The sequence below is a fragment of the Bradyrhizobium sp. CSS354 genome, assembly GCF_029051725.1.
Classification (GTDB): Bacteria; Pseudomonadota; Alphaproteobacteria; order Rhizobiales; family Xanthobacteraceae; genus Bradyrhizobium.
Genome location: NZ_JAACFU010000009.1, coordinates 342,299 through 363,315 on the forward strand (window position 1 = coordinate 342,299; position 21,017 = coordinate 363,315).

At 58.5% G+C, this 21,017-nt stretch carries 22 protein-coding genes; 12 read left to right on the forward strand and 10 right to left on the reverse strand.

What is annotated here, in order from left to right; genetic code table 11:
• Positions 1 to 37 precede the first annotated feature (37 nt).
• From GWG67_RS23785 to GWG67_RS23810, 6 genes are all read left to right on the forward strand, one after another.
• Complete coding sequence (locus tag GWG67_RS23785; protein WP_275171780.1) at positions 38 to 2,011, forward strand: DUF6538 domain-containing protein; 1,974 nt, start codon at positions 38 to 40, stop codon at positions 2,009 to 2,011.
• Positions 2,012 to 2,454: 443 nt separating this feature from the next.
• Positions 2,455 to 2,898, forward strand: coding sequence for a DUF3102 domain-containing protein (locus GWG67_RS23790; protein ID WP_275171781.1), 444 nt, complete (start codon positions 2,455 to 2,457; stop codon positions 2,896 to 2,898).
• Entirely contained in the window at positions 2,865 to 3,041 is a 177-nt protein-coding gene (locus GWG67_RS23795) for a hypothetical protein (RefSeq protein WP_275171782.1), read from the forward strand. Before GWG67_RS23790 ends, GWG67_RS23795 begins: the two co-directional genes overlap by 34 nt.
• A gap of 402 nt (positions 3,042 to 3,443) precedes the next feature.
• Complete coding sequence (locus GWG67_RS23800) at positions 3,444 to 4,169, forward strand: SOS response-associated peptidase (RefSeq protein ID WP_275171783.1); 726 nt, start codon at positions 3,444 to 3,446, stop codon at positions 4,167 to 4,169.
• Positions 4,170 to 4,219: 50 nt separating this feature from the next.
• Positions 4,220 to 5,206, forward strand: coding sequence for a hypothetical protein (locus GWG67_RS23805; RefSeq protein WP_275171784.1), 987 nt, complete (start codon positions 4,220 to 4,222; stop codon positions 5,204 to 5,206).
• The gene (locus GWG67_RS23810) at positions 5,136 to 6,437 is read left to right on the forward strand and encodes an exonuclease domain-containing protein (RefSeq protein WP_275171785.1); all 1,302 of its coding nucleotides are present in this window, start codon (positions 5,136 to 5,138) and stop codon (positions 6,435 to 6,437) included. Before GWG67_RS23805 ends, GWG67_RS23810 begins: the two co-directional genes overlap by 71 nt.
• Before the next feature lie 257 nt (positions 6,438 to 6,694).
• Here the strand turns inward: GWG67_RS23810 and GWG67_RS23815 are convergent, their stop codons facing one another.
• The 5 genes from GWG67_RS23815 to GWG67_RS23835 form a co-directional block, all read right to left on the reverse strand.
• The gene (locus GWG67_RS23815; protein ID WP_275171786.1) at positions 6,695 to 7,537 is read right to left on the reverse strand and encodes a hypothetical protein; all 843 of its coding nucleotides are present in this window, start codon (positions 7,535 to 7,537) and stop codon (positions 6,695 to 6,697) included.
• 30 nt (positions 7,538 to 7,567) lie between these two features.
• Entirely contained in the window at positions 7,568 to 7,723 is a 156-nt protein-coding gene (locus tag GWG67_RS23820; RefSeq protein ID WP_275171787.1) for a recombinase family protein, read from the reverse strand.
• A 108-nt stretch (positions 7,724 to 7,831) separates the two neighbouring features.
• Positions 7,832 to 8,785 carry a S1/P1 nuclease gene (locus GWG67_RS23825; RefSeq protein ID WP_275171788.1) on the reverse strand — a complete coding sequence of 318 codons (954 nt, stop codon included), beginning with the start codon at positions 8,783 to 8,785 and terminating at the stop codon, positions 7,832 to 7,834.
• A 224-nt stretch (positions 8,786 to 9,009) separates the two neighbouring features.
• The gene (locus tag GWG67_RS23830; protein WP_275171789.1) at positions 9,010 to 10,113 is read right to left on the reverse strand and encodes a helix-turn-helix transcriptional regulator; all 1,104 of its coding nucleotides are present in this window, start codon (positions 10,111 to 10,113) and stop codon (positions 9,010 to 9,012) included.
• 213 nt (positions 10,114 to 10,326) lie between these two features.
• Positions 10,327 to 11,169 (reverse strand): sulfite exporter TauE/SafE family protein, encoded by an 843-nt coding sequence (locus GWG67_RS23835; RefSeq protein WP_275171790.1) that lies wholly within the window; start codon positions 11,167 to 11,169, stop codon positions 10,327 to 10,329.
• Between the two features lie 575 nt (positions 11,170 to 11,744).
• Here GWG67_RS23835 and ligD point away from each other — a divergent pair.
• The 4 genes from ligD to GWG67_RS23855 are packed head-to-tail and all read left to right on the forward strand — an operon-like array spanning position 11,745 to position 14,393.
• On the forward strand, positions 11,745 to 13,442 hold the full coding sequence (gene ligD, locus GWG67_RS23840) for a DNA ligase D (RefSeq protein WP_275171816.1): 1,698 nt from the start codon (positions 11,745 to 11,747) through the stop codon (positions 13,440 to 13,442).
• Positions 13,443 to 13,447: 5 nt separating this feature from the next.
• Positions 13,448 to 13,942, forward strand: coding sequence for a hypothetical protein (locus tag GWG67_RS23845; RefSeq protein WP_275171791.1), 495 nt, complete (start codon positions 13,448 to 13,450; stop codon positions 13,940 to 13,942).
• Positions 13,943 to 13,947: 5 nt separating this feature from the next.
• Positions 13,948 to 14,259, forward strand: coding sequence for a PIN domain-containing protein (locus GWG67_RS23850; RefSeq protein ID WP_275171792.1), 312 nt, complete (start codon positions 13,948 to 13,950; stop codon positions 14,257 to 14,259).
• Complete coding sequence (locus tag GWG67_RS23855; RefSeq protein WP_275171793.1) at positions 14,256 to 14,393, forward strand: hypothetical protein; 138 nt, start codon at positions 14,256 to 14,258, stop codon at positions 14,391 to 14,393. The genes GWG67_RS23850 and GWG67_RS23855 overlap by 4 nt, the downstream gene beginning before the upstream one ends.
• 386 nt (positions 14,394 to 14,779) lie before the next feature.
• Here GWG67_RS23855 and GWG67_RS23860 read toward each other — a convergent pair whose 3' ends face one another.
• From GWG67_RS23860 to GWG67_RS23870, 3 genes are all read right to left on the reverse strand, one after another.
• Positions 14,780 to 15,409, reverse strand: coding sequence for a lytic transglycosylase domain-containing protein (locus GWG67_RS23860; RefSeq protein ID WP_275171794.1), 630 nt, complete (start codon positions 15,407 to 15,409; stop codon positions 14,780 to 14,782).
• Between the two features lie 143 nt (positions 15,410 to 15,552).
• The gene (locus GWG67_RS23865) at positions 15,553 to 16,002 is read right to left on the reverse strand and encodes a hypothetical protein (protein WP_275171795.1); all 450 of its coding nucleotides are present in this window, start codon (positions 16,000 to 16,002) and stop codon (positions 15,553 to 15,555) included.
• Between the two features lie 823 nt (positions 16,003 to 16,825).
• Positions 16,826 to 17,035: a hypothetical protein gene (locus tag GWG67_RS23870; RefSeq protein ID WP_219681358.1), complete on the reverse strand. Its 210-nt coding sequence runs from the start codon at positions 17,033 to 17,035 to the stop codon at positions 16,826 to 16,828.
• A 458-nt stretch (positions 17,036 to 17,493) separates the two neighbouring features.
• Here GWG67_RS23870 and GWG67_RS23875 point away from each other — a divergent pair, with 458 nt between their 5' ends.
• Both GWG67_RS23875 and GWG67_RS23880 read left to right on the forward strand, forming a co-directional pair.
• Positions 17,494 to 17,799 (forward strand): hypothetical protein, encoded by a 306-nt coding sequence (locus GWG67_RS23875; protein ID WP_275171796.1) that lies wholly within the window; start codon positions 17,494 to 17,496, stop codon positions 17,797 to 17,799.
• Between the two features lie 339 nt (positions 17,800 to 18,138).
• The gene (locus GWG67_RS23880; RefSeq protein WP_275171797.1) at positions 18,139 to 18,936 is read left to right on the forward strand and encodes an alpha/beta fold hydrolase; all 798 of its coding nucleotides are present in this window, start codon (positions 18,139 to 18,141) and stop codon (positions 18,934 to 18,936) included.
• 216 nt (positions 18,937 to 19,152) lie between these two features.
• Here the strand turns inward: GWG67_RS23880 and GWG67_RS23885 are convergent, their stop codons facing one another.
• Positions 19,153 to 19,965, reverse strand: coding sequence for a Crp/Fnr family transcriptional regulator (locus GWG67_RS23885; protein WP_275171798.1), 813 nt, complete (start codon positions 19,963 to 19,965; stop codon positions 19,153 to 19,155).
• A 372-nt stretch (positions 19,966 to 20,337) separates the two neighbouring features.
• Positions 20,338 to 20,970: a tyrosine-type recombinase/integrase gene (locus GWG67_RS23890; protein WP_275171799.1), complete on the reverse strand. Its 633-nt coding sequence runs from the start codon at positions 20,968 to 20,970 to the stop codon at positions 20,338 to 20,340.
• Positions 20,971 to 21,017 lie beyond the last annotated feature (47 nt).

Genomic DNA, 21,017 nt, shown 5'->3' on the forward strand with positions numbered 1-21,017 from the left:
TGCGACACATCACTGCTGCACAGAGTGTCGCTCGAACATGGCTTTCCACATCTTTCGCCGCCAATCCGTCTACTATTGGCGGCGTCGTACGCCTCCCACACTTGCCAATTGCATGGGCCGCCAGCATGTTTCCATGAGCCTGAGAACGACGAGCCGTATGACGGCGCGGCGCCTGGCCAACCAGCTCAACCTTGTTCTGGACGACATCGCGATGCTTGCCGACGGCGCCGACCTTCATCTGTCGCGGTCCCAAATTGAGACAATGCTTCATGCTGTCGTCGAGAAGCAGCTGGCCAAGCTAGAGCAGGTGGCACTTGCCGCGAAAAGTGCGCGGGGCTTCGTTGCCGATCGAGCAAGGAATGACGATCTGCGGGCGTTGTGGACCTACACGCTGCTCGACGCGCAAGGACATGGCGCTGCTGTGCACCCCGAAGATCGCGACCGCATGATCGCCGAAGGCCTTTCGGAAGCCGACATCGAGGCCGTCAAGCGTCACCTAGCGATGCTCCGGGATAGCGACATGGTGCCAACGAAGTACCACGTCCTGCGGCAAATGGTTGAAGGCGTTCGGGCCGTGCCGACCGCAATGAACATGGATGTGGCACAAGGTATCTACTTTCGCGGGATGAGGCTTGCGCTCGCTCAGTCCGAGCGCCGCTATGGCGGAACGAGAATTGAAGATGCGGGGCTGGTGGATCGCCTTTTGCTCGCGAGGAGTGATCCACCAACGCCAATTTTCCCGACGGTAAGCCTGGCAGCGGATCGCTCCGATGGTCCACCGCGGATCGAAGCTCCGCCTGTCACGCCGTTCATTCCTATGGCAGACTTCCTTCAGTTTGCGGACCGCATCGCCCGGCAGAATGCCGCCGACAATCTTTGGGACGACAAGACGCAGCGGCAGGCCAAGAGCGTTGCAAATCTGTTCGTTAAGTTCGTGGTGCAGGATCAGCGCATTCTTGATCTGGGCCTGCTGCGCCAGGAGCAAGTCGGCAAGTTCGTCGATTTCCTCCGCTTCGACATCTACAAGCACTACGGCAAATCGGTGCGGGACGAGGCCCTGACGATCGAGCAACTCCGCGAGAAGGGGAAATCGGTCGAACGAGGCAAGCGGGGTGTTTCCGGAGACACCCTCAACAGGCACCTGACTTTCCTGGGACAGATCTTCGACTATGCCATCGCGCGCGGCTCGAAGAGCCTGGAGGGTATCGACGTCACGAAACTGCGCGCAAAGGGGCGCGGCAAGAACAAACGTCCCCGCGACGAGAGGGCGAAGCTGCCTCTCGACAAGGTCAAAGCGATGTTTCTGACGGCGCCGTTCATCAACTGCGCCGGGTGGGACGAGTTGGGGGAGTGGGGCAAGGAAGGCGACTCGCAGGTCTTCCACTGCGCGCTCTATTTCGTCCCGATCCTCATCTACTATACCGGTGCAAGGCGCGAGGAGCTTTGCGGCGCTATGGTAGACGACATCATCTTCGATCGCGAAGGCTGCAGGCCGTACGTCCACATTGCGGCGAACGAGCAGCGGCGCATCAAAAACGCTCAGTCCCAGCGCAATATTCCCGTCCACCCGGAGCTCATCCGATTGGGCTTTCTCGACTATGTCAGGAAGATCAAGGCGCTCGGATACAAGCTCCTCTTCCCGGACTTATACTCGCCCAGCAGTCGCTCGCCGCTAGGCAACCGGTTCTACAAGCTGTTCAAGCCCATCCTCGTCGCGGCTGAAATCACCGAGGAGGGCCTCGGTGCTCATGCTGTGCGGCATCTTTTCGGTGCGCAGCTGAAGAAGAGACTGCTGACGAAAGAGGATCGTGCGGATCTTCTTGGGCACGGCGGCGACAGCGAGACCACCGAGCGCTACTGCGAGCCCCATGAACTCGACACCTTGTTCGAGTTCATCATGAAGTTGGAGGTGATTACAAGCCATATCGAGGCGCGTGACATCAACCTTATTCCATGGGTTGAGAAGAAAGAAGTGGCGCCTTTTTCGCAGCCGTCTCGTGCAAAACGCTAGGATGGAAGCGTTGGCCTCGTTACCTGATTGGCCGCCGTGGCCCCGATACGGCAGAATATATGGCGATGCTCATCTCTGGTTTTGTTCCGTTACTCTCGCACGCATCACTGACGGCGCCGGGCGCTGCGATGCCGAGCAAATGCGAAACCGTTTCGCATTTGTCAGACGAGCAGAGGGGCCGAAGGGATGTACCAAGGGTACGTCGTATGTGAAGCTAAGCCGAATTAGCTGCCTCTCCACATAAATTAAGGCCCCATTCGGCATTTTTTAGTTGCGATCCTGCGCTTGTCTTCCGCAAGATAAGGAGGTCTAGCCTCGGATGCCAACCGCGTCCTTGGCCTTTCAGTTGAGCGTTGTACCACGGTGGCGTCGTTTCTGAGTCATGCTTCCGTTCGCGCATTTGCGATGAATCTCGCAATGCGCAGCTCACCTGTGAGGTCATCATGGCTTTCGACTACTCGGATATCCCTCCCAACGAAACACAGCAATTGCGGCTCATAGCGCAGCGCATCAAGAAGTTGCTTCCCACCATTATTCCGACCATCATCCAGGTGGGTACGCATTTGGAAGAGGCCAAGGCGCTGCTCCCGCACGGGCGCTTTGGCGCCTACTGCCTAGAGGAGATGGATATCTCCGATAAATCAGCGCAGAACTATATGAACCTGGCTAGACTTTCGCGCACCCAAGATCCCGCCGAATTGGCGCAGTTAGCTGCGGGTGCAGCATACGAACTGGCCGCAAAGAGCACTCCCGAGAGGTGGTTTCGGAGGTTCTGTCCGACGTGCGTGCTGGACATGCAGTTTCTGAGGATGACGTCAAAGAGCGTATTGCCGAAGCCAGGGGCCGTTTGCATATGCTCCAGATCGATCAGATCGCTGATTTGCTGATTGATGCATTCGATCCTGAGCGCGTCCGCGAAATCGAATTGTTTCTTCGCCTTGCACGCAAAAATGCGATTACGGCCCTTGCTGGCAGGCTGAGGGAAGCCCTGAACGTTAACGTCGCGCCTCCTTCCCGCAGCCTGAACTAGACTAGCGACGCCGAAAGTCTCCTAGCGGTTGCGTCGATACTAATCTGCTTTTAACGAAAGTGAGCCGATGCCCAGAACACTGGAATCATAATCCTGGGGTCGGGGGTTCGAGTCCCTCTCCCGCTACCAAGAATTTCCAATCGGTTTTAAGACGTTATGGGCGTTCGTCACTGGATGAAGCGCGATCCAAAAGGGGACTTGTACCCGCTTTTGTACCCAAGGGCTGGGGCAAGCATTATCCGCGAGCGCTTGGCGGAGCTTGCCCGCGCGACGGCCCGATGGGCCCATGGCTGGATCGCCGGGACGCGATCATGCGCTCGAGGATAAGGTTGAACTTCGATCGGCTGCCACCCTGCTGCAGCTGGCGCAGCGGGCCCGCCATCCGGATCCGGAGACCTGACCTTGTGCAATCTCTATTCCATCACCACCAACCAGGCCGCCATCAGCGCGCTGTTCCGCGTCGTCAACCGCTACGTCGGCAACCTCGCGCCGATGCCCGGAGTCTTTCCGGATTACAAGGCACCCATCGTTAGGAACGGAGCCGAAGGTCGTGAGCTCGCCACCGCGCGATGGGGTATGCCGTCCTCGTCTAAAGCTTTGATGGACGCGACGAAGAAGCGCGCGGAGAAGCTGCAAGCGAAGGGCAAGACCGTCGATTTCAAGGAATTGCTCCGAATGGAGCCGGACGGCGGCACCACCAATATTCGCAACGTGAAGAGCAAGCACTGGACGCGCTGGCTCGACGTCGAGAATCGCTGTGTCGTGCCGTTCAACAGCTTCAGCGAGTTCAACAAGGCCGAGGGCGGCGACATTTGGTTCGCGCTCGACGAGACCCGTCCGCTACTCTGCTTTGCCGGCATCTGGACCAACTGGACGTCCGTCCGGAGGGTCAAGGAGGGCGAGACTACGAACGACCTCTACGCTTTCCTGACGACGGAGCCCAACGCAGAAGTCGGCGCAATCCATCCGAAGGCGATGCCCGTGATCCTGACGACGCCCGCCGAGGTCGAGACCTGGATGATGGCGCCGGCGGACGAGGCGCTGAAGTTGCAGCGACCGCTTCCGGACGCAGCGCTCCGGATCGTTGCCCGAGGTCTGAAGGAAGATACCCCTGCTTCGCCTTCCTAACTCCGCAGACACCGAACCGTCGGCGAATAGGGGAGCTGGAGCCCGTCGAGGTGCTTGACTTCACGCTCGCCATTCGAACAAAAATAGAACAAACGATTCCAGCCGCGAAGGTCCGCTTGGCCAAACTGCCGCAACTGCCCGTCTATTATTATCTCGACCATTTCGCCGAAATGCTCGAGTTCGTGCAGCGAACGTACGAACCCGTTCTTGGCCCGGAGCATCACGCTTTCATAGCGCGCTTCGAGGGTCTTTCGAGAGATGCCCGATGCCTGTTGATCCGCATGATCAACCGGAGTGGTGCGATATTCAATCGGTCCCTGTTCGAGTACCCCGAGATCGACGATATCGAGCAGGCGACGTCGGAACTGATGACGGTCGGTCATGCCCGGGTGATCGGTGAAGCCGACTACGCTGGGTTCCTCGCGTGTCTTCCCAAAGATGTGCTCTTTACCGGTGCACAGGCGGCTGGGCGCAAAGACGTCCGTAAGTCCTGGGCCAAAGCCAAGCTCATCGACTATTATCTCGAACAGATCCCCTTTTCGACGGCCGCGCAGCACTGCGGCGCCCGGAAATTCATCGCTCTCGACGGCACGCGGCCCATCGAATTCCTGCTGTATCTCTACTTCGGCAAGACCGAGGTGAACCTCAAGAACTTCGCGCTGCGGGACCTGGGTATCCTCCGCACGAATCGAGAGAATGCGTTCAGCGCACGCTTCACCGATGCCGAGGAGGCGCTTGCCTCGTTCCACTACAGCCAGATTCTCGACAGCCTTGAGGACGGATCGGAGCCTGTCCACAGGCGGGCCGCCATCGACGTGCTGTCCGGGCCTGCCTGCGGGACACAGTACGCCAACGACCTACGCAGCCGAGCGGCTCATCAGACCGGACTTTTCTTCGAGAAAGCGGGCGAGAGCGATCTTGCCCGTCAGCTCTATCTCGCGGGGTGCTCGCCGGACTGCAACGAGCGTGGTCCGCCTGCTTTACAATACCGGGGATCGCACCGGAGCCGAAGAGCTGCTGCAGCGGATGATCGATGATCCCGCCAGCGACGGGGAGCACGTTTTCGCAACTGACTTTTACGCTCGCAAGTTCGGAGGGAGGCGCACAGGCATTTACACCGAGCTGCTGCGGTCCGGGCGAACGATCACCGTCGACGATACCCATCGCGGCAATCCAGAAGCAGGCGTCGCCGGCGTTCTGCGGCGCGAGGGCACCAAGGTTTTCTTCACCGAGAATATGCTGTGGCACACGCTGTTCGGGCTTCTCTTCTGGGACGAGCTCTTCGAGAGCACTCGAATGCCCAGCGGGTTCGACTGGCTACCCCATTGCCTGAAAGACCGAAGCTTCCGTCGGCTCTTCGCCGTGACGATCGACGAGAAGCTGGCCGCCATCGCGTCCGGAGCTTCTCTTCCGTTGATCCTCCGCACCGTCGCAGCAAAATGGGGCCGCCCGAACGGGATCTTCGGCTGGGATCATGTGCAAGTGGAGGCGCTCCGCGAGCTGCTCGAAGGATTCGATCCAACCGCCATAGCCAGCATCGTCCGCAGCATGTGCGACGATTTCCGCGGCATGGGGGACGGTTTCCCCGATCTGATGCTGGTGCAGGACGGCAAAGCGTCCTTCTTGGAGGTCAAGGCCGAGGGGGACGTGATCCGCCGCAACCAGCTGACCCGCCTCCGCCAGCTCGGCGCCGCCGGCATCATCGCCGAGATCGGTCGGGTGGATTATCGTTTCGACCCCGAGCAGGACTACGTGGTGGTCGATATCGAGACGACCGGCTCCTGGTCGAATGGCGATCGCATCACCGAGATCGGCGCGGTGAAGGTTCGCAATCACTGTGTCGTCGACGAGTGGCATTCTCTCATCAATCCTCAGCGTTCCATTCCCGCAAAGATCGTTCACTTGATCGGCATCACGAACGAAATGGTTCGGGACGCACCTGTGTTCGCGGAGATAGCCGATCGTTTCATGGAGTTTATGGGGGACGGCATTTTCGTCGCCCATAATGTCAGCTTCGACTACGGTTTCATGGCCTACGAATTCGAAAGGATCGCGCGGCGCTTCAGATTCCCAAAGCTCTGCACGTGCGCCGGAATGCGGCGGCGCTATCCGGGACACAAGTCCTACGGACTTGGGAAGCTTTGCGAGATATATGGCATCTCGCTCGACAATCATCATCGAGCCTTATGCGATGCGCGGGCCACGGTGCAGTTGTTGAATCTCATCAATAAGAAGCGGAGCGAAGAGGGGCACCTCGAAGCAGCGTAGGAAATCATAACCAAGCAGGTGCCTGGACTGCGGCCACATCTGAGAGTTCGAAAGCTTCCGGCCAAGTTCCACTGCGATCATGTTATTTCTGATAACGCGAAATAATCACTTGCTCCGTCGGGCAAAACAGTGGTTCATAAGGCGCTGGTCCTAGCAAGACGAAGGAGCCAGCTCGATGGCAAATGACGTCGATACTTCCTCGGAATTATCCAAGATTGCGAAACTGAATGGTGACTTCCGAAGGAACTACGGCACTCTCATTGGAGCGGTTTTGTATCTCCGCACCGTGAGCGCCGCCCGCCGAAGCCCTTGGCTCTGGGCCGGCCTGATTTCGATCGCTTTTTCGACGGTGCTGAGCTGGTTGGGGCGGCACGGTTGGTTTTTGCCAGCGTTGTCTTGATGGCACCGAACAATGCCCCCTTTTCCTGATAAAGCGCGCCCCGATGTCGAGGAAGGGAATCAGATGAGAGCCAGACGTAGCGTCCTGACCTCAACGGGGAAGGCAACAGCACGTAGTCCTCGATCTCCCGATTCCCCGCATCCAACCGCATCACCGCAAGTAGGCCCGATGAGATCTGCCTACGGCAGGCTTTCCATTGCGCTGCGTGGTCCTTTCCACGATGCGCCAGTCGTCGCGCGACCAGAAACGAAATCACGCGCGCGCCTCCGACATCAAGCCCTATGCCGTCCGGAACTAGATCGGCCTGGAGGCCGAGGTCGGCTCGCAGCGCCTCCGCGAGTTCGGTGGCATGCCTCGATTGTTCGGCGGCCCAAAAATCCCGGGTATCGATCCAGTCGCAGTCGCGCGGCGACACGTATCCGATCAGCGCATAGGCCTTCCGCAGCGAACCGAAGTGCTTCACGTACGAGGAGACGTGATTGAGACCCAGCGTCGTATTGATGATGCGCGAGTTGAGTTTACCGCGCCGGCGGAGCGTGAGACGAAGGCGCAACAGCATCTCTTCTTCCGGAATCTCCACGCGGCGCTCGGCCAGCAGCTTCTCGGCGCGAGCGAAGATTCCTTGGTCTACGATTGACTCGATCGCCGCAGCGCCCCGGACCCAAGCGTTATCCGGATTCTTGACCAGCTTCTGGCCCAAGCGTCTTGAGATACGATTGTAGATGGTCTTTTAGATGTAGTTCTCGTTCCCGAGAATGGTGGGTATCATGCGATCGGTCCAGGGCCGACCGTTGTGATTGGCGATGCCCGCGTCGTTCAGTTGGCGACTGATGTCGCTGTAGGATTTCCGGCAGTTGACGAACTGATCGAAGATTTCCCGGATCACGGCGGCCTCTCCGCCGAGCCGTGCTGCAGCCCTGCTAAATCGTACTGCGTCCAAATCATGAGCGGCTTCTAGTACTTGTAGAATCCGAATATCGTACGGGACCGCGCGCTATTTCAAGGCATCGTTCAGAAGACGCGCGAGCCGCGCGGCTCCCAGCGCCGCCTGGCTCCGCGCGATGTTGCGGGCATTGGTCTCGTACTCGCGCGTAAGAAGTACGGGATTGGGTCCCAGGCTGACCGGCGGTGCATAGGCATATTGTTTGGCGAGTTCCGCGCCTTCGTCGATCCAGGCCTGGGGGTCGGCGATCTGTGACGAAGTCTCATTCACCGCGATATGCGCGAGACCATCCTTTTCATCGGCGTCGAAAATTGCCCCGAAAGGCGAGACGTACCCGCCAAAGACACTGTCCCAATAGGCATGCAGCGCGACCACCTCACCGTTTGCCGGGATTACCTGCTCGGCATTACCGCCCGCGTCCCCTTTTGGAATTTGCCGGGTATAGCGGCCGATCGCATGGAGCGGCTGGTGCGCATCACCGACCAGATGCAGCATCCAGACGAGATCATACGAGCGCACGTCGTCCGGCGCGCCGGACGATGCCGGAAGTGCCGCGATCATAAGCTTGAGCTGGCTAACCAGGTCGACTGCATCAGGCGGCGGCAGCGGCGTGCCATCCGGCGAAAAATTAGTGTCCTTGTAATGCCAGTAGGCATGCTGGTTTTTGTCGGCATAGCCAATGTTCTGCCCGGCGGTTGCGCTCTCAACCTTATCGCGGGTGTAGTTATAGTCCTTGGTCTTAATATCATCAGCCCAGGTGGCTGCGCGCACGAAGGCATAGATCTTCCCGGTGCGATCGTCAGGCGCTCCCGCCGTCCACTTTGCGTAGTCCTTGTTGAGCTTGAGAAGTACGTCGACCTTGTCTTTCACGGGCGGGTCGAGCTTCTTATAAGCCGTGTAGGCTATTTGCATGTGGCCTGCGTCCCACCAAGCATTGGCCGGCGCGGCAATAGAAGCGAGCCAGAAGGCAAGTGCCGTGATCTGGACTACTTGGCGCAACAGCATATTGCCTCCTATATCCTCTTGAGCCACCTGGACGTGGTGATCGATTTGCTTCCTGCCCATGATCAAACAGAGTGTGAAATCTGAATGACGAAAAGGCGCGATTGGCGGGAAGCGGTGTACGTACGAATAGCCCATTTTCACACTGAGATTAAAACGCACGCCCGTCCCAATCCCTTTCGATCGCATCTGACAGGCGTGTTCTGCCACAAACAGAACTCGGCTTCTCAGCCTTCTTTACCTTTCACAATACTAATTGATGCAAGAAGCGCGGCCAGCTCCGCCTGACCTCTCGTATCGGTCTTGGCAAAAACGCGTCTGAGGTGGGTCTTCACGGTATTTGGTGACAAACCAAGATCGATTGCTGCTTCCGCTGTGGTCCCGCCGCCGTGCGCTCTGACCGCGACGCGCGCTTCCGCCCAGGTCAGCCCATAACCATCAATCAACTGCTGCGCGTTCGCGCTCTTTCGTCGGGACTGATCGATTATGAAGGCCGCGCAAGCGGCATTGGAAAGCCCGGCTTCATCGAGAGTGCTGGCCTCAACACCTCTCAATCCCACAATCACGACAGCAAGGAGCCGCTTCCCGTCCGCTGACGGCAAACTCATCGTGCCGCCCGCACGACCTGCCAATGCTGACCTCACGAGGCTGGCCAGACGTCGCGAGTGCGCTGGGGACCATGTGGCCAGGGGGGAGAGCTTGAGAGTGCCCTCAAGTTCCAGGTGGCGAACTGCCCCGTTCGCAAAGAGTATTTGTGCGCGTCGGCCCATGACGACAACACCGTCAGCCAGCTTGTCGATAACGTCAAATGCGGCATTACGCAGGGCCAAATAGCTCCTGAGACGGAAGCCCAGCGTGACGGAGCGCCGGAGGTGCGGCGCAAGCGCCTCAAGTGTACTGCGGTCTCCTGAATCGAACTCGCCGCGGCTTCTGCTCCGGCAGATGTTGAAGGCGACCCGAAAATCGTCTTTGGCCGCAAGGGCGATCATCGCATTGTGACCGATGCCCTGCGGATGGAGCACCTCCTGGTAGAAGCTGGACTCCTGAAGGCTGCTCAAAGGAACGACGTCATCGGACAACACAAGACGGCCGACGGGCTTGTCTTCCATGGCGAGCGACCAGGCATTCTGCATATGGCGTTCCTGGTAGACCCTGTTGCACTCCTGGTCTAACCGGCCGTTGTAATCGAAATAGACCTGCTCGGCCGCGAGGGATTGGCCAAATAGTATCCCCCCTTCACTCCCGGTCAGATCTGCGATTGATGTCAAGATGGCGGGCCACAGCTCGTGCTCGCCCGCCGCGTCGTAGATCAAGTCGAGAATGTGTTCCATCTGCAGGGCCGACGTTACTTCCCCTGGGCATGGTCTGCGGGGTCCGAGCGCGCAAGCTGGACATCCCCGCGGGGTACGAATGAGAGGGCCACAATCAGCGCCAGCAAGGATCCGTAGAAGCCGACGGCAGCAAGGCGCCATCTGCGGGTAACGCGTGTCTCCTCGGTGGTGAGGTCGTGAGGATATTTTTGCATCAGCAATGCTCCAAAAGGCCTAGAGCGAAATGACGAATCCCAGTCCAGCAATAATCAGGAACAGCCCCACAATGCGATTGAACGTAGAAGTATCGACCCGCTCAAAAATGAAGAGGCCCAGATATGCGCCAACAACCGCGGGTGCCGCATAGCGTATTGCGCCGACAGGCATTATCTGCTCAGGCCGGACTGCCATCAGAAAGGATAGCGACAATACCTGGTTGACCAGTATGAAGGGTTGAATAATCGCGCGGGCGCGGTGTTTGTCAAAGCCCTGAATAAGACACCACATCGTGACGAACGCGGCAGGAAAAGCGGCAAGTCCGCCTGTGATGCCACCCAGTGCGCCGACTGCCACCTGTCCCCACCAGCCGTTGGCGCCAGCACGTGCATCCGGCTTGAAGATTGCAAACGCTCCGTATGAAATAAGCAGCACACCAAGGAACGGCAGAAACGTGGACGCCGACGTCTTGCAGAGGAGAAGAAGCCCAATTGGTAATGTAACTACGCTCCCGAGGAGATATGGTCCGCATTCCCCAAGCCGGATTCCTAGACGAAGGCGCCACACGCAGTAGAGTTGCTGCGCAATCGAACTTACCAGCAGAATCTGGACCACTGAGAGTGGCTCGCCAAGAAGAGGAAAGAGGAGCGCACCAGCGATGGGTGAGAACGCGAAGCCGGCAATACTTGAAAGCAGCGCCGAGAACAGAACAATCCACGAAGCTGCGTTGCTGGTAATACTTCCCATCGTGCTCGGAACGGTAAGCGTCAAAACGAACAGCAACAGACAGACCGTTGCGAACGCAGGAAATGGCCGAAGCACGGAAAACACTGAAGCCGCTTTCTGATCCGCGGGCCGCATGAGAAATCTCCGAACAGCAATGCTTCCATCGTCGGCGATATAAACGGCAATCTAGCTGTAACAGGACCAGGCGCGTGTGAACCAATTCACGACAGCCGCCGATTGTCGAACATTTATTGAATCGCAACGTAGCTTGCGCATAGGGGCGAGACGTCATCCGATCGGGTGAAAAATCGCGGAACACTTTTGAATTGAATGGCTTGGCGACGTATCGCAAGGCTGCTCATTGCTTACTCACCTGGCCGACTTAAAAATGCGCGTTACGTTTTTATTTGAGCACAATCCGGACAATTGCAATTCGAGGGAATGCAACCTGCTGCTTCTTTTCTGGTTTAATATTGATTGTCATCTTTTCGTCGCACCGAGATCGGCATCATGCAGTCACTCGCGGCAATCAGTTCACGAAACTTCTCCTTTCAATCCAGCTCTACTCAGTGTCGTTATTATGCACTCACCATCTATCGTTCGTCTTTTGCTACTGACTGGGGGGCTGGCTGTTGGCATCGCGATGCTGGCAGGCAAGCCTGCTCCCGACGGTTATCATAAAGGTCTTCTGCGCGTGCACTTCGTGGCCAATTAGCTCCGATCACGATCAGAATTCTTCGAACCGAGGAGTTCGGCCACAGCTGCATCTGCAAGGTGAGGACGCCAAGGTCTATTCGCGTACGGGCCTGGACTGGACCGAACAGTTCTCCTCGATCGCAGCCGGCGCCCGCCTGCTCAAGGCAAACAGCGCGATCATTGACGGGGAAGCGGTGGTGTACGGCAGTGGCGGCCTGCCGGATTTCCAGCAGCTCAGGAGGGAGCTCGGGCCTAAGCAAAGCGAGCGCGTGCGCTACCACGCCTTCGATCTCCTCTACCTCGACGGCTATGACCTGCGTGGCGTCGTGTACGAAGAACGCAAGCGGTTACTGCAGCGGCTTCTGAAGGGCGCGCCCGAGACGTTCATGTACGTCGAGGCGCTTGCGGGCGACGGCAACGTAATCTTCGAAAAAGGGTGCCAGCTGGGGCTGGAAGGCCTGATCGGCAAGAGGCTCGGCGAGCCCTATCGCTCGGGGCGGCAGGAGAGCTGGATCAAGCTCAAGTGCAAGAAAAGCGAGACCTTTCCGATCATCGCGTTCGTGGAGAAGCTGGGCGCGCGACCGCGCAAGGTGGCCTCGCTCTATGTCGGCCGGCGCGAGAACGGCAAGCTGCTCTATGCCGGCAAGGTGCGTACCGGCTACACCGAGACGACGGCGCGCGAATTGCGCGAGCGGCTTGATCCGTTGATCCGCAAGACTTCTCCGCTCGACGTGGCGGTCAAAAAGCCGAAGGCGACCTGGGTCGAGCCGACCCTGGACATCGAGGTCCAGTATGGCGCGCTGACCGATGATGGCCTGCTTCGTGAAGCCGTGTTCAAGGGCTTTCGCGATGATCTTGGGGTGCGCAAGGTCAAGGCGCCGCGGCTTGTGCCGTCCGTAGCCGGCCGGCCGAAGCTGGGCGTCCCCCGAGAGAACATCCTGCAGCTTCTGCCCGACGCCGTTGTGCCGTCGAAAGAAGAACTCGCCGACTACTGGCGCAGGGCATGGAAGAAGGCCGTCCCGTATCTCGGGCATCGTCCGCTCAAGCTGGTGCGTCACGTGCACGGCACGACCTTCTATCACAAGGGGCCGCTGCCGAAGGACATTCCGGCCGCCGTGCACCAGCTCCGGATTCAGAAGCGCGAGGGCGGGCAGGGAACGCGTCTGTGGGTCGACAGCCTGGACGGTTTTCTCGGTCTCGTCGAGATCGGGGCGGTCGAGCTGCACCCGTGGAATGCGAGCGTCGAGGACTTCGAACATGCCGACCGCATCGTGATCGATCTCGATCCCGGAGAGGGCGTCGACTGGGATGCCGTCGTGGAGACCGCGCTCGCTCTGCGCACGCTGATGAAACGCGAGGGCTTCGAGACCTGGCCCAAGCTCACCGGCGGCAAAGGAGTCCATCTGATGGCGCCACTGGATCAGCCGGTGCTGCACGACGAGGCGCATCGGGTGGCGCATCAGCTGGTGGCCGCTTGCGCAGCGCGCGACCCCGATCGATACATCCTGTCCGCCCAGGCCAAACGCCGCGGCCGCATCTTCCTCGATTATCTGCGCAACGGCCGCGGCACCACCGCGATCGGCACCTATTCCCCGCGAGCCCGGGAGGGATTTCCGATCGCAGCGCCCGTGACCTGGAAGCGCATCGAGAGCGGGATCGCGCCGGATGCCTTCTCCATCGACAGTCCATTCCGCGTCAAGCCAAGGAGGTGAGCCGCATGTCGGATGCATTCGATCAATGGCTGGAATGGCGCCACAAACCTCCGGGCGACAGGCGGAGCATTCCTGCCGAACTATACGCCGCGGTGATGTCGCTGCCTGAGGCCGATCGCTCCGACCGGCAAAGGGTGAACGAGGTGGTCCGCAGCCATGATGAAGCTCGCCGCGACGGTAGAACCGTATGGCTGTACCTCGACTATCACGACCGCGCACCGCCCATCATGGAGGATCCAGGCTGCGTGAAGGTGTTTGCATCTGCCGACGTCGCCGAGAGGTGGTTCAAGGAAAACGACCCCGAAGGCGTAGCCTGGGAGTACGAAGTGGAAGGCGGTCGGGCCCGAGGATCGGTTTGGCTCCACTCGCACGATCCGGATTCCAGAGACATTGGGGACGTCGATTGGGTCAGGCTCTTTGCCTCGCAAGCGTGTGCGGAAAAGTGGGTTGAGCAGAACGATCCGACGGGCAAGATTTGGGAGCATCCGGTTCAGGAGTGACGCGCATGAGTGCCTTCGTCGACGCAACGGTATGGTTCGTCGCGACTGCCAAGCGGGATGCTCAGAATGAGCGCGCTAAGTCGATTCTTTGGAGCATCGAGCGGCACCTCACCACGGACCTGGTGCTGGTCGAGACATGCCAGCTTCTGAAAGCCCAATTCGGCAGCGACATTGCGGAGATCTTCTGGGACCGGCTGCGTGACAGCGGAGTTCGGATCCAACCCATTGTCCGCGCCGATCTGGAGGCGGCTGCGGAGACACAGGCGAGCTCTCCCGAGGAGGCTTTTCCTTCGTTGATCGGACCAGTTTTGCGATGATGGAGCGCATCGGGATCACCCAAGCCGCGACCTTCAACCCGGACTTCGCCGCGTACCGACCCCGCCGCGATCGCAAGCGACCGTTCCAGATCCTGAGCGAAGGCCGCAGCCGTTGGAACGTGGCCTTGGGCTAAGCTTTGCGTAAACGCCTGAGGAGAATAGGGAAGGTATCCTCGGCCTCAGGTCCGCCCCGTCCTGAGGCCGTCTTTTTTGGCCAGTCGACGGGACTTGGCATACTGCTCTGCAGGACCCAAGCTTCCCCTTGGAACTCGGCTCCAGCTCCGGAATTACCGGACGTGCCTAGAGAGATCAGGATAACACTGTGGTCATTAGCAGCCGCCTGCGTGGTGGCCTTTGGCGTGGCGGCTATCGTCTCTCCTCACTAACCTGCTGCCGCGAGTGGCTTAGCTGCTCGACCGGAGCAGTATCGGAGCCTTTCCGGTCGGTCTGGGTGCTATTTTCGCGTCCGGATACTCAAACTGGCTTATGGCCGAGAGCTTCGCGACCCCAAAATCGCCAGTTACCTGAGCCGCTCTTGGCCAAGCCGAGTGCCCGCCGCCATTTTGCGATCGGCCCAGCTCTTGATATTGCCGACTGTCATCGCCTTGAGGAACGTATTGGCGTTGACCAGCTTTTCGCGTGTGGTCCGACCCGTCATGTCAGCGGCGGCCATAACTAAAGCAGCGTCGGCACTTTCTGCCCCGGATAATAGCGCGACGGCGCCCGCCGGTCCCGCGAAATGGGCAAGGTAGAGAGAACCGGGCGTCACGGGCAGACCGCGCTTGGTCAGCATCGCGGCATGTTCCTCGACCAGCCGTGCGGCAATGTCGCGTGTAAGCTCGGCATTTCCCCGCAGGTCCAAGACTCCCTTGTCGCTGCGGCCTTGGATCAGATCGCGTCGGTGCCTTCGAACGGCTTCGAGCCACGTATCATCGAGAAACTGGGCGGCGCCGGTGGCGCTCGACCGCTTGTTCTTTGCATTCGGGTCACCGTTGGACTCGGCTATGATAATGCGCTCGACCAATGCCTTCGCAGCCGCTCTGTCGATCGATTTCCCCTTCAATTGAGCATCGCGAAACAGGACGAAACTTGCGACGAAAGCCAGGCCGATTGCCAGTCCAACAACGAGCGTGATGAATTCCGCGGACAACCACTTCCGCGCGGCGACAACGGATCCACGCTCGTCGGGGCGAGGCGGTCGGATTTCCTCGTCGCGGCGTATTTGCTCTGACACATGCGGCGGGAGCCGCGGGTTGCCATCGGCTGTCGTCCCAACGTAGAGGAATCCGTGCTCTAGGTCTGGCATCGCGTCTGCAGGTTTAATGCTTTAAAAACGCCATCGAAGGCACCTGACAGGCACGGCTTCGCCTCCGCGACTGGTTTAGCGCGACTGGCGCCTGCGCTTGCCTTGGAAATTCTGTGCCGGGGCCGAGGTCTGGGCAGCATGATCGCGGATTTTCGGCTTGCGTTGCCTTTCTGCTCGACGATCTCCGAATGTGCTCGTGCAACGATCGCAATGTGGTCCGGCGGATGCGTCAGTTCGCTCGAGGAAAGCGGCTGCGGCGACGCGTCGAATTGCGGAATGTCGAGCCGGTCTGCCTTGGTCAGTGTATCGTGTGAGGGACGTAATCCGACCGTTGCCAGTGCCAGCGGCTCGTTCACAGGGTCTGTGATGCGCGGCGGCGCCTCGAGCTCCATCACGGCGAGTGTACCGAGGCCAATTAGGAAGAGAGCCACTCTCATCTGATTTCACGCTCTCCGCACGAGAAAAACTCAAATCCTCTTAGAAATGCGCTCCAGAAATCAAGAACGGATTGCAAAGGTGTAATAAGGCCGCTTAGCGGCAGAGGTGAACCGGGAAGCGCTGCTATGGGAGAAGATCAAAGACAGGGTTAACGCGGATCATGCGAACTCGCCGAGTGAAGGGGATAGTCAAACCCGATGTGGCGCCGGCGGCTTCTCACCTCGAAAATGTCACCGAACCCCAGCTCGACGCCGTCTCGTCCTCACTACGCCCTGGCAAGTTCGCGACTGCATGTTGCAGCGGGGAGGTGTGCGTCTGTGCGTTGGTTCAACCCAGCAAGGGGACGGCGGACGGACGTACATGTCCGCAGTGACTCTGGCAGCTTGGCAGGACGTAAGTGTGAGCTACGGATTCGTGAGCGATCACTGCAAACCGTCGGCAGGTTATCTGAGACTTCTAAGCGAGGCCGCCGGTCCACGCGGTGGAAAGCACCGGGTCAAAATGGACAAGTAGAATATCGGGCCAGCCCCAGTGTCGAAGTTTTTAGCGCTAAATTCGTCCGGATGGCAAATAATTCGCTGGAACCGAAATGGTGGTTACTGGGCATTCAGGGTAGGAGGGCCGCTGGCTGCTGCGTCGACCTTCCACCCTGGGACATCACCGGCCTCGAGCGTTCACCTCCGTCGGAAAGCGCGCGGTCACGTTGGCGGTCATTGTTCGAACCCGAGCAAGCGGCGATCAGTCCCAACCAACCAAACAGACTTGTCCGTTGGCTCCTGCCGATGTCATAGAGATTTGCAATGGGGAACACCGGCCGCCGGTCTACTTGACGTAGATCATTCGTTCCTTAGTGGCCCGCAGGCTGCGGATGTAATAGCCTTGTGCCTGAACGGCTGACTTGATTTCGTTGCTAACCTTGAGAACTCGTTTTCTGCTCTTGCGCCAGGTATGTGCAGAGTAAAGCGCAGGTACGGCAGAGCCTGTACTTAGAACGAGCAAGCCGCGCTTGTCATTGCGATAGACATCAAACATCGTTCGTCCACGCTGACCATATTGAACTAAGAATGAAACATGTTTCGGTTGTCTCAATGGCCGAGCTTAGTATTTCGGTCGGCTGTGCGGGTTGTAAATCTGCAACGCCAGCGACTTTCCTTCAGTTCGTTCCGGATACGGAACGAACTGAAGCAAGCCCCGGCCGCCGTCAAATTGCTGCGTATGCAATTACTTCAGTCACGATGTGTTTCGGATGTTGTTGATTGAGGGCGGAATCGAGCGGGAAGCGGCAGCCGCCTTCTTCACGGATTCGCCCCGTGTGGTTGCTCTTGCACGACAGCGCCGACACGTCACCGTGGGCCGGCGATGCATCTGGCCCGTAGGCGATCTAGGTACATCTTTCGCTGACTGCCTGTTCAGTAAGAATAGCCGGCTCTCAGGAACGATGAGAACCTCACGTACTTGAAATTGGGAAGTTTGCGGATATTCTGACCGAAATGTTTAGCCTTTCCAAGCAGTCGATAAAGATGCGCAAGGTGGACGACCTGCACGACCGGGCCGTGCAAGTCGCAGCAGACACCTACCGGCTGAATTTGTTCAATCAGCTTACGGGGCGAACGACCCCCAAGGGACCATCTGTCAGCGATGGTGAACTCGCCGAAGCCATACGCCAAAGCTTCACGCAGGTGAGCGATGCGCGGTTCCGAGAAATGATCGTACTATCGACCGACGCTGCGCTCGAAGCCTACGACAGGATCGTATCTGCTGCCTCCAAGTTTTCCCGTTCCCGGCGCTCCAACTGATTGCATCGCTCGCGGTGCCGATAGAGAAGCTGGTTGGAAAGCCAGACCCCGAACTAGTCCTAGCAACGCGCTCGCCAACGTCGGCTCTTGGGCCCGTTGCCGACGTTGCGCGAAGCCCGGCAGCCGTCAGCTTGTGACCCGCAGCGGACCTCAAGCTCCCGGCACGACGCCCGAAAGGGTGTTACGCGATAAGCCTGCACGTGTTAAGTGTAGGCCGACCGTCGCCCTGGTTTTCATAGTTGGTTAGTTTCGGAGATTGGAATGTCAGGTGGCTGCACGCGCGAACTGAACTGACGACACCAGTTCCACCACAGGAAATTCATTGCAAGGAGGAAGACGATGAAACGTCGAGAATTCTTGGAAGCAGCCGTCGCAACCACCGCCATTGTTGCAACGGCCGCGCCGGCCATCGCGCAGACTTCTGGAACAACATTCTTAGTCTGTACGGGTGCGTGGTCTGCGGGATGGTCGTGGAAGAAGATGCACCCGCTAATGGCCGCCAGCGGCGATCGCCTGGTCACTCCGACCTACACAGGTCTCGGCGAGAGGGAGCACCTAGCCAGCCCGTCAAACGATCTTGAAACCCATATTCAGGATGTTCTGGCGGTCATCAAATACGAAGACTTGCGCGACATTGTGCTAGTCGGCCACAGCTACGGTGGCTTGGTCGCAACGGGGGTTGCCGACCGGGCGCGAGACCGTATCACTCGATTGGTTTATCTGGACGCATTTGTGCCAACGGATGGACAATCTCTGATGGACGCAGGGCCCCCGATGGCACGGCAGCGCATGCAGCAGCTCGCGAAGGCGGGCGATGGCTGGCGGGTGCCATCGAACCCCATTCCGCCTGACACATCGGATGCCGACGTGAAGTGGATTTCTGAACGCCGGCTCCCCCAATCCATCAAGTGCTTCGAGCAGCCGCTGAAGATGCACGGTGGGGATCTGTCCTTGCCGCGTAGCTATATCTATCTCACGCGCGTAACTCCTGCGGATCCTTTCCGACCATTTGCCGACCGCGCAAAAAACGATCGCAATTGGCGTTACTACGAACTCGACGCCAGCCATTCAGCGCACATAACCGCGCCTGTAGCACTTACGCAGCTGCTGCAAACAATCGTGTCGCAGCCCACGTAAGTGCGCGTGCTGTAAGGCCCTCACGTCGGCGAGCCTCGAACCTGCATTGTCGTGCGCCATAGAAGCAGCCTCTGGCCATGTCCGGTTTTGGGCGTATCCCGCGGTGCGCAGCCGGCGAGGACCGCTTGTCACGCAGACCGCACGTCGTTGCATCGCGAGACCTTCGCTACGTCGGGATGTCCTGTTACAGAAGTGCGGGACATCAAGGGCTAAGGGTTAAGCCATGTCATCCGAGGCTAGAGTCTGCCGGGCCGCCTTTCCTTGTGCGATAATTCCTTCCAGCCGCGATATGTTCTCAAGCAAGCGCTGGCTGGTCAGCACAAGACAGTAATAGCCGAATTGTGGATTCTGGAAAAAAATCTCGAGCACTTTTTCATAAGTAATGGTCATCACTTGCCCGTCTTCGATGCATTCAACGGTAGCGGTTCTCCGCTGATTGGGAGTAAGGAAACCGAGTTCGCCCATGAGACGTCCCGGCGGAAGCTCGACGTTAATTTCCTTGACCAAAAACGTTCCTGTGACCGTTAGAAACATTTCGGAAGCTGCATCATTCTTCTTGAACAATCTGTCCCCCCGGCGATATCTCCGCTCAGTCATGAACGGTTTGAGCAATTCCAATGAGGTATCTCCTTCCGTGGCAACACGTGCCCTTTTGATCAGATTGAGTATTTGACGGAGGCGGATTGCATTGATCGGCAGCAAGAGCAGATAGAGGATGAAAGCCCCGACATTTCCCGAGAGCGCGCCATAGGCAACGAAGAACATACAGCCGAGCATGTTCGTAATGCGCAGTGGCACGATTGTATGCATCAGCAAGGTAGCGACAAGAAAGATCGCGCCAACCACGGCGAACATATTGGCAAGCGTGATGTTGGCCAGCACAATTTCCAGCAGCCGGTTCAGTAGTCCGTCGTAGGTGATGTTGTTCGGATCGAGACCCATCTGAACCAGAATCTTTGCGATCCTGAGATTATCCGCCGCCGTATCAAGAATGCGGTCTGATATCGAAGCTGCACTGTTGGACCCCATCGGATCATCCTCCGCTCAAAGCGGTCGGCATTCGTCCGGTATTCCGGATACTGATAATCAAAGTCGAATAGAAGCTCCCTGAAATTAGTGATCTCAAGTTTCATCAAGGAATGTATTCTGCGGACAATCGAAAAATGTGTCGCCCGCAGGACTTCTGCTTCGCGGATATCTCACCTTAGCCCCGACCCCAGGCCGCACTATGTGAAACTGTTCACTATCGGTGTCTTGTAAATCCGGCAAAGGTGCATCGGATCGCGTGCTCGATAAGGTCAACAAGGCTTATTTCTCGCGCAAGGCTTGTTGCGTTGGTCCGCAGTTGGCCCGGAGCCGTCTGTGAGGGCAGCGCAGAGCACGTCTGCTCTACCCCCGAAGTCAGACGTCAACTTGTTCTGCTATCGCGAGGGCGTCGTCGACCTCGATGCCTTGATATCCGACGGTGCTCTCGATCTTGGTATGCCCCAAAAGGAGCTGTACGGCTCGCAGGTTGCCGGTTCGGCGATAGATCAAGGTCGCCTTGGTCCGGCGAAGGCAATGCGTCCCGAACAGGTGCGGGTCCAGTCCGATATCAGCGATCCAGTAAGATAGGAGTCGGGCGTACTGGCGGGTCGTCATATGCCCACTCCGCCGCCGGCCAGTGAACAAGTATTCTCCTGACTTCTTGCCAGTAAGTCGCAGGTAGTCGTCGATTGCCTGCCGGCTCGATTCCGTCAGTCCAAATTTTACGGGCCGGCCGGTCTTCTTTTGTCGGACAGTCGCGCGGTCGGCGGCATATCCGCCCGGCGCAAGATCATCGACTTTCAAGGCTACGACGTCGCAGCCGCGCAGCTTGCTATCGATGGCGACGTTGAACAGCGCCAAATCGCGCATTCGGCCTTCGACCTGGAGCTTGGTTCGGATTGACCAGACGTGCTTCGGACGGAGCGGCGGCTTTGCGCCGACGATCTTGCCCTTGTTCCAAGGAACGTGTTTCGAGACAGCAGGGATGGTGCTTGGAATATCGGTCATGTTGACCTCCTCAGCTAGTGAGGCTGGTCATTTTCAGCCCGGAGCCC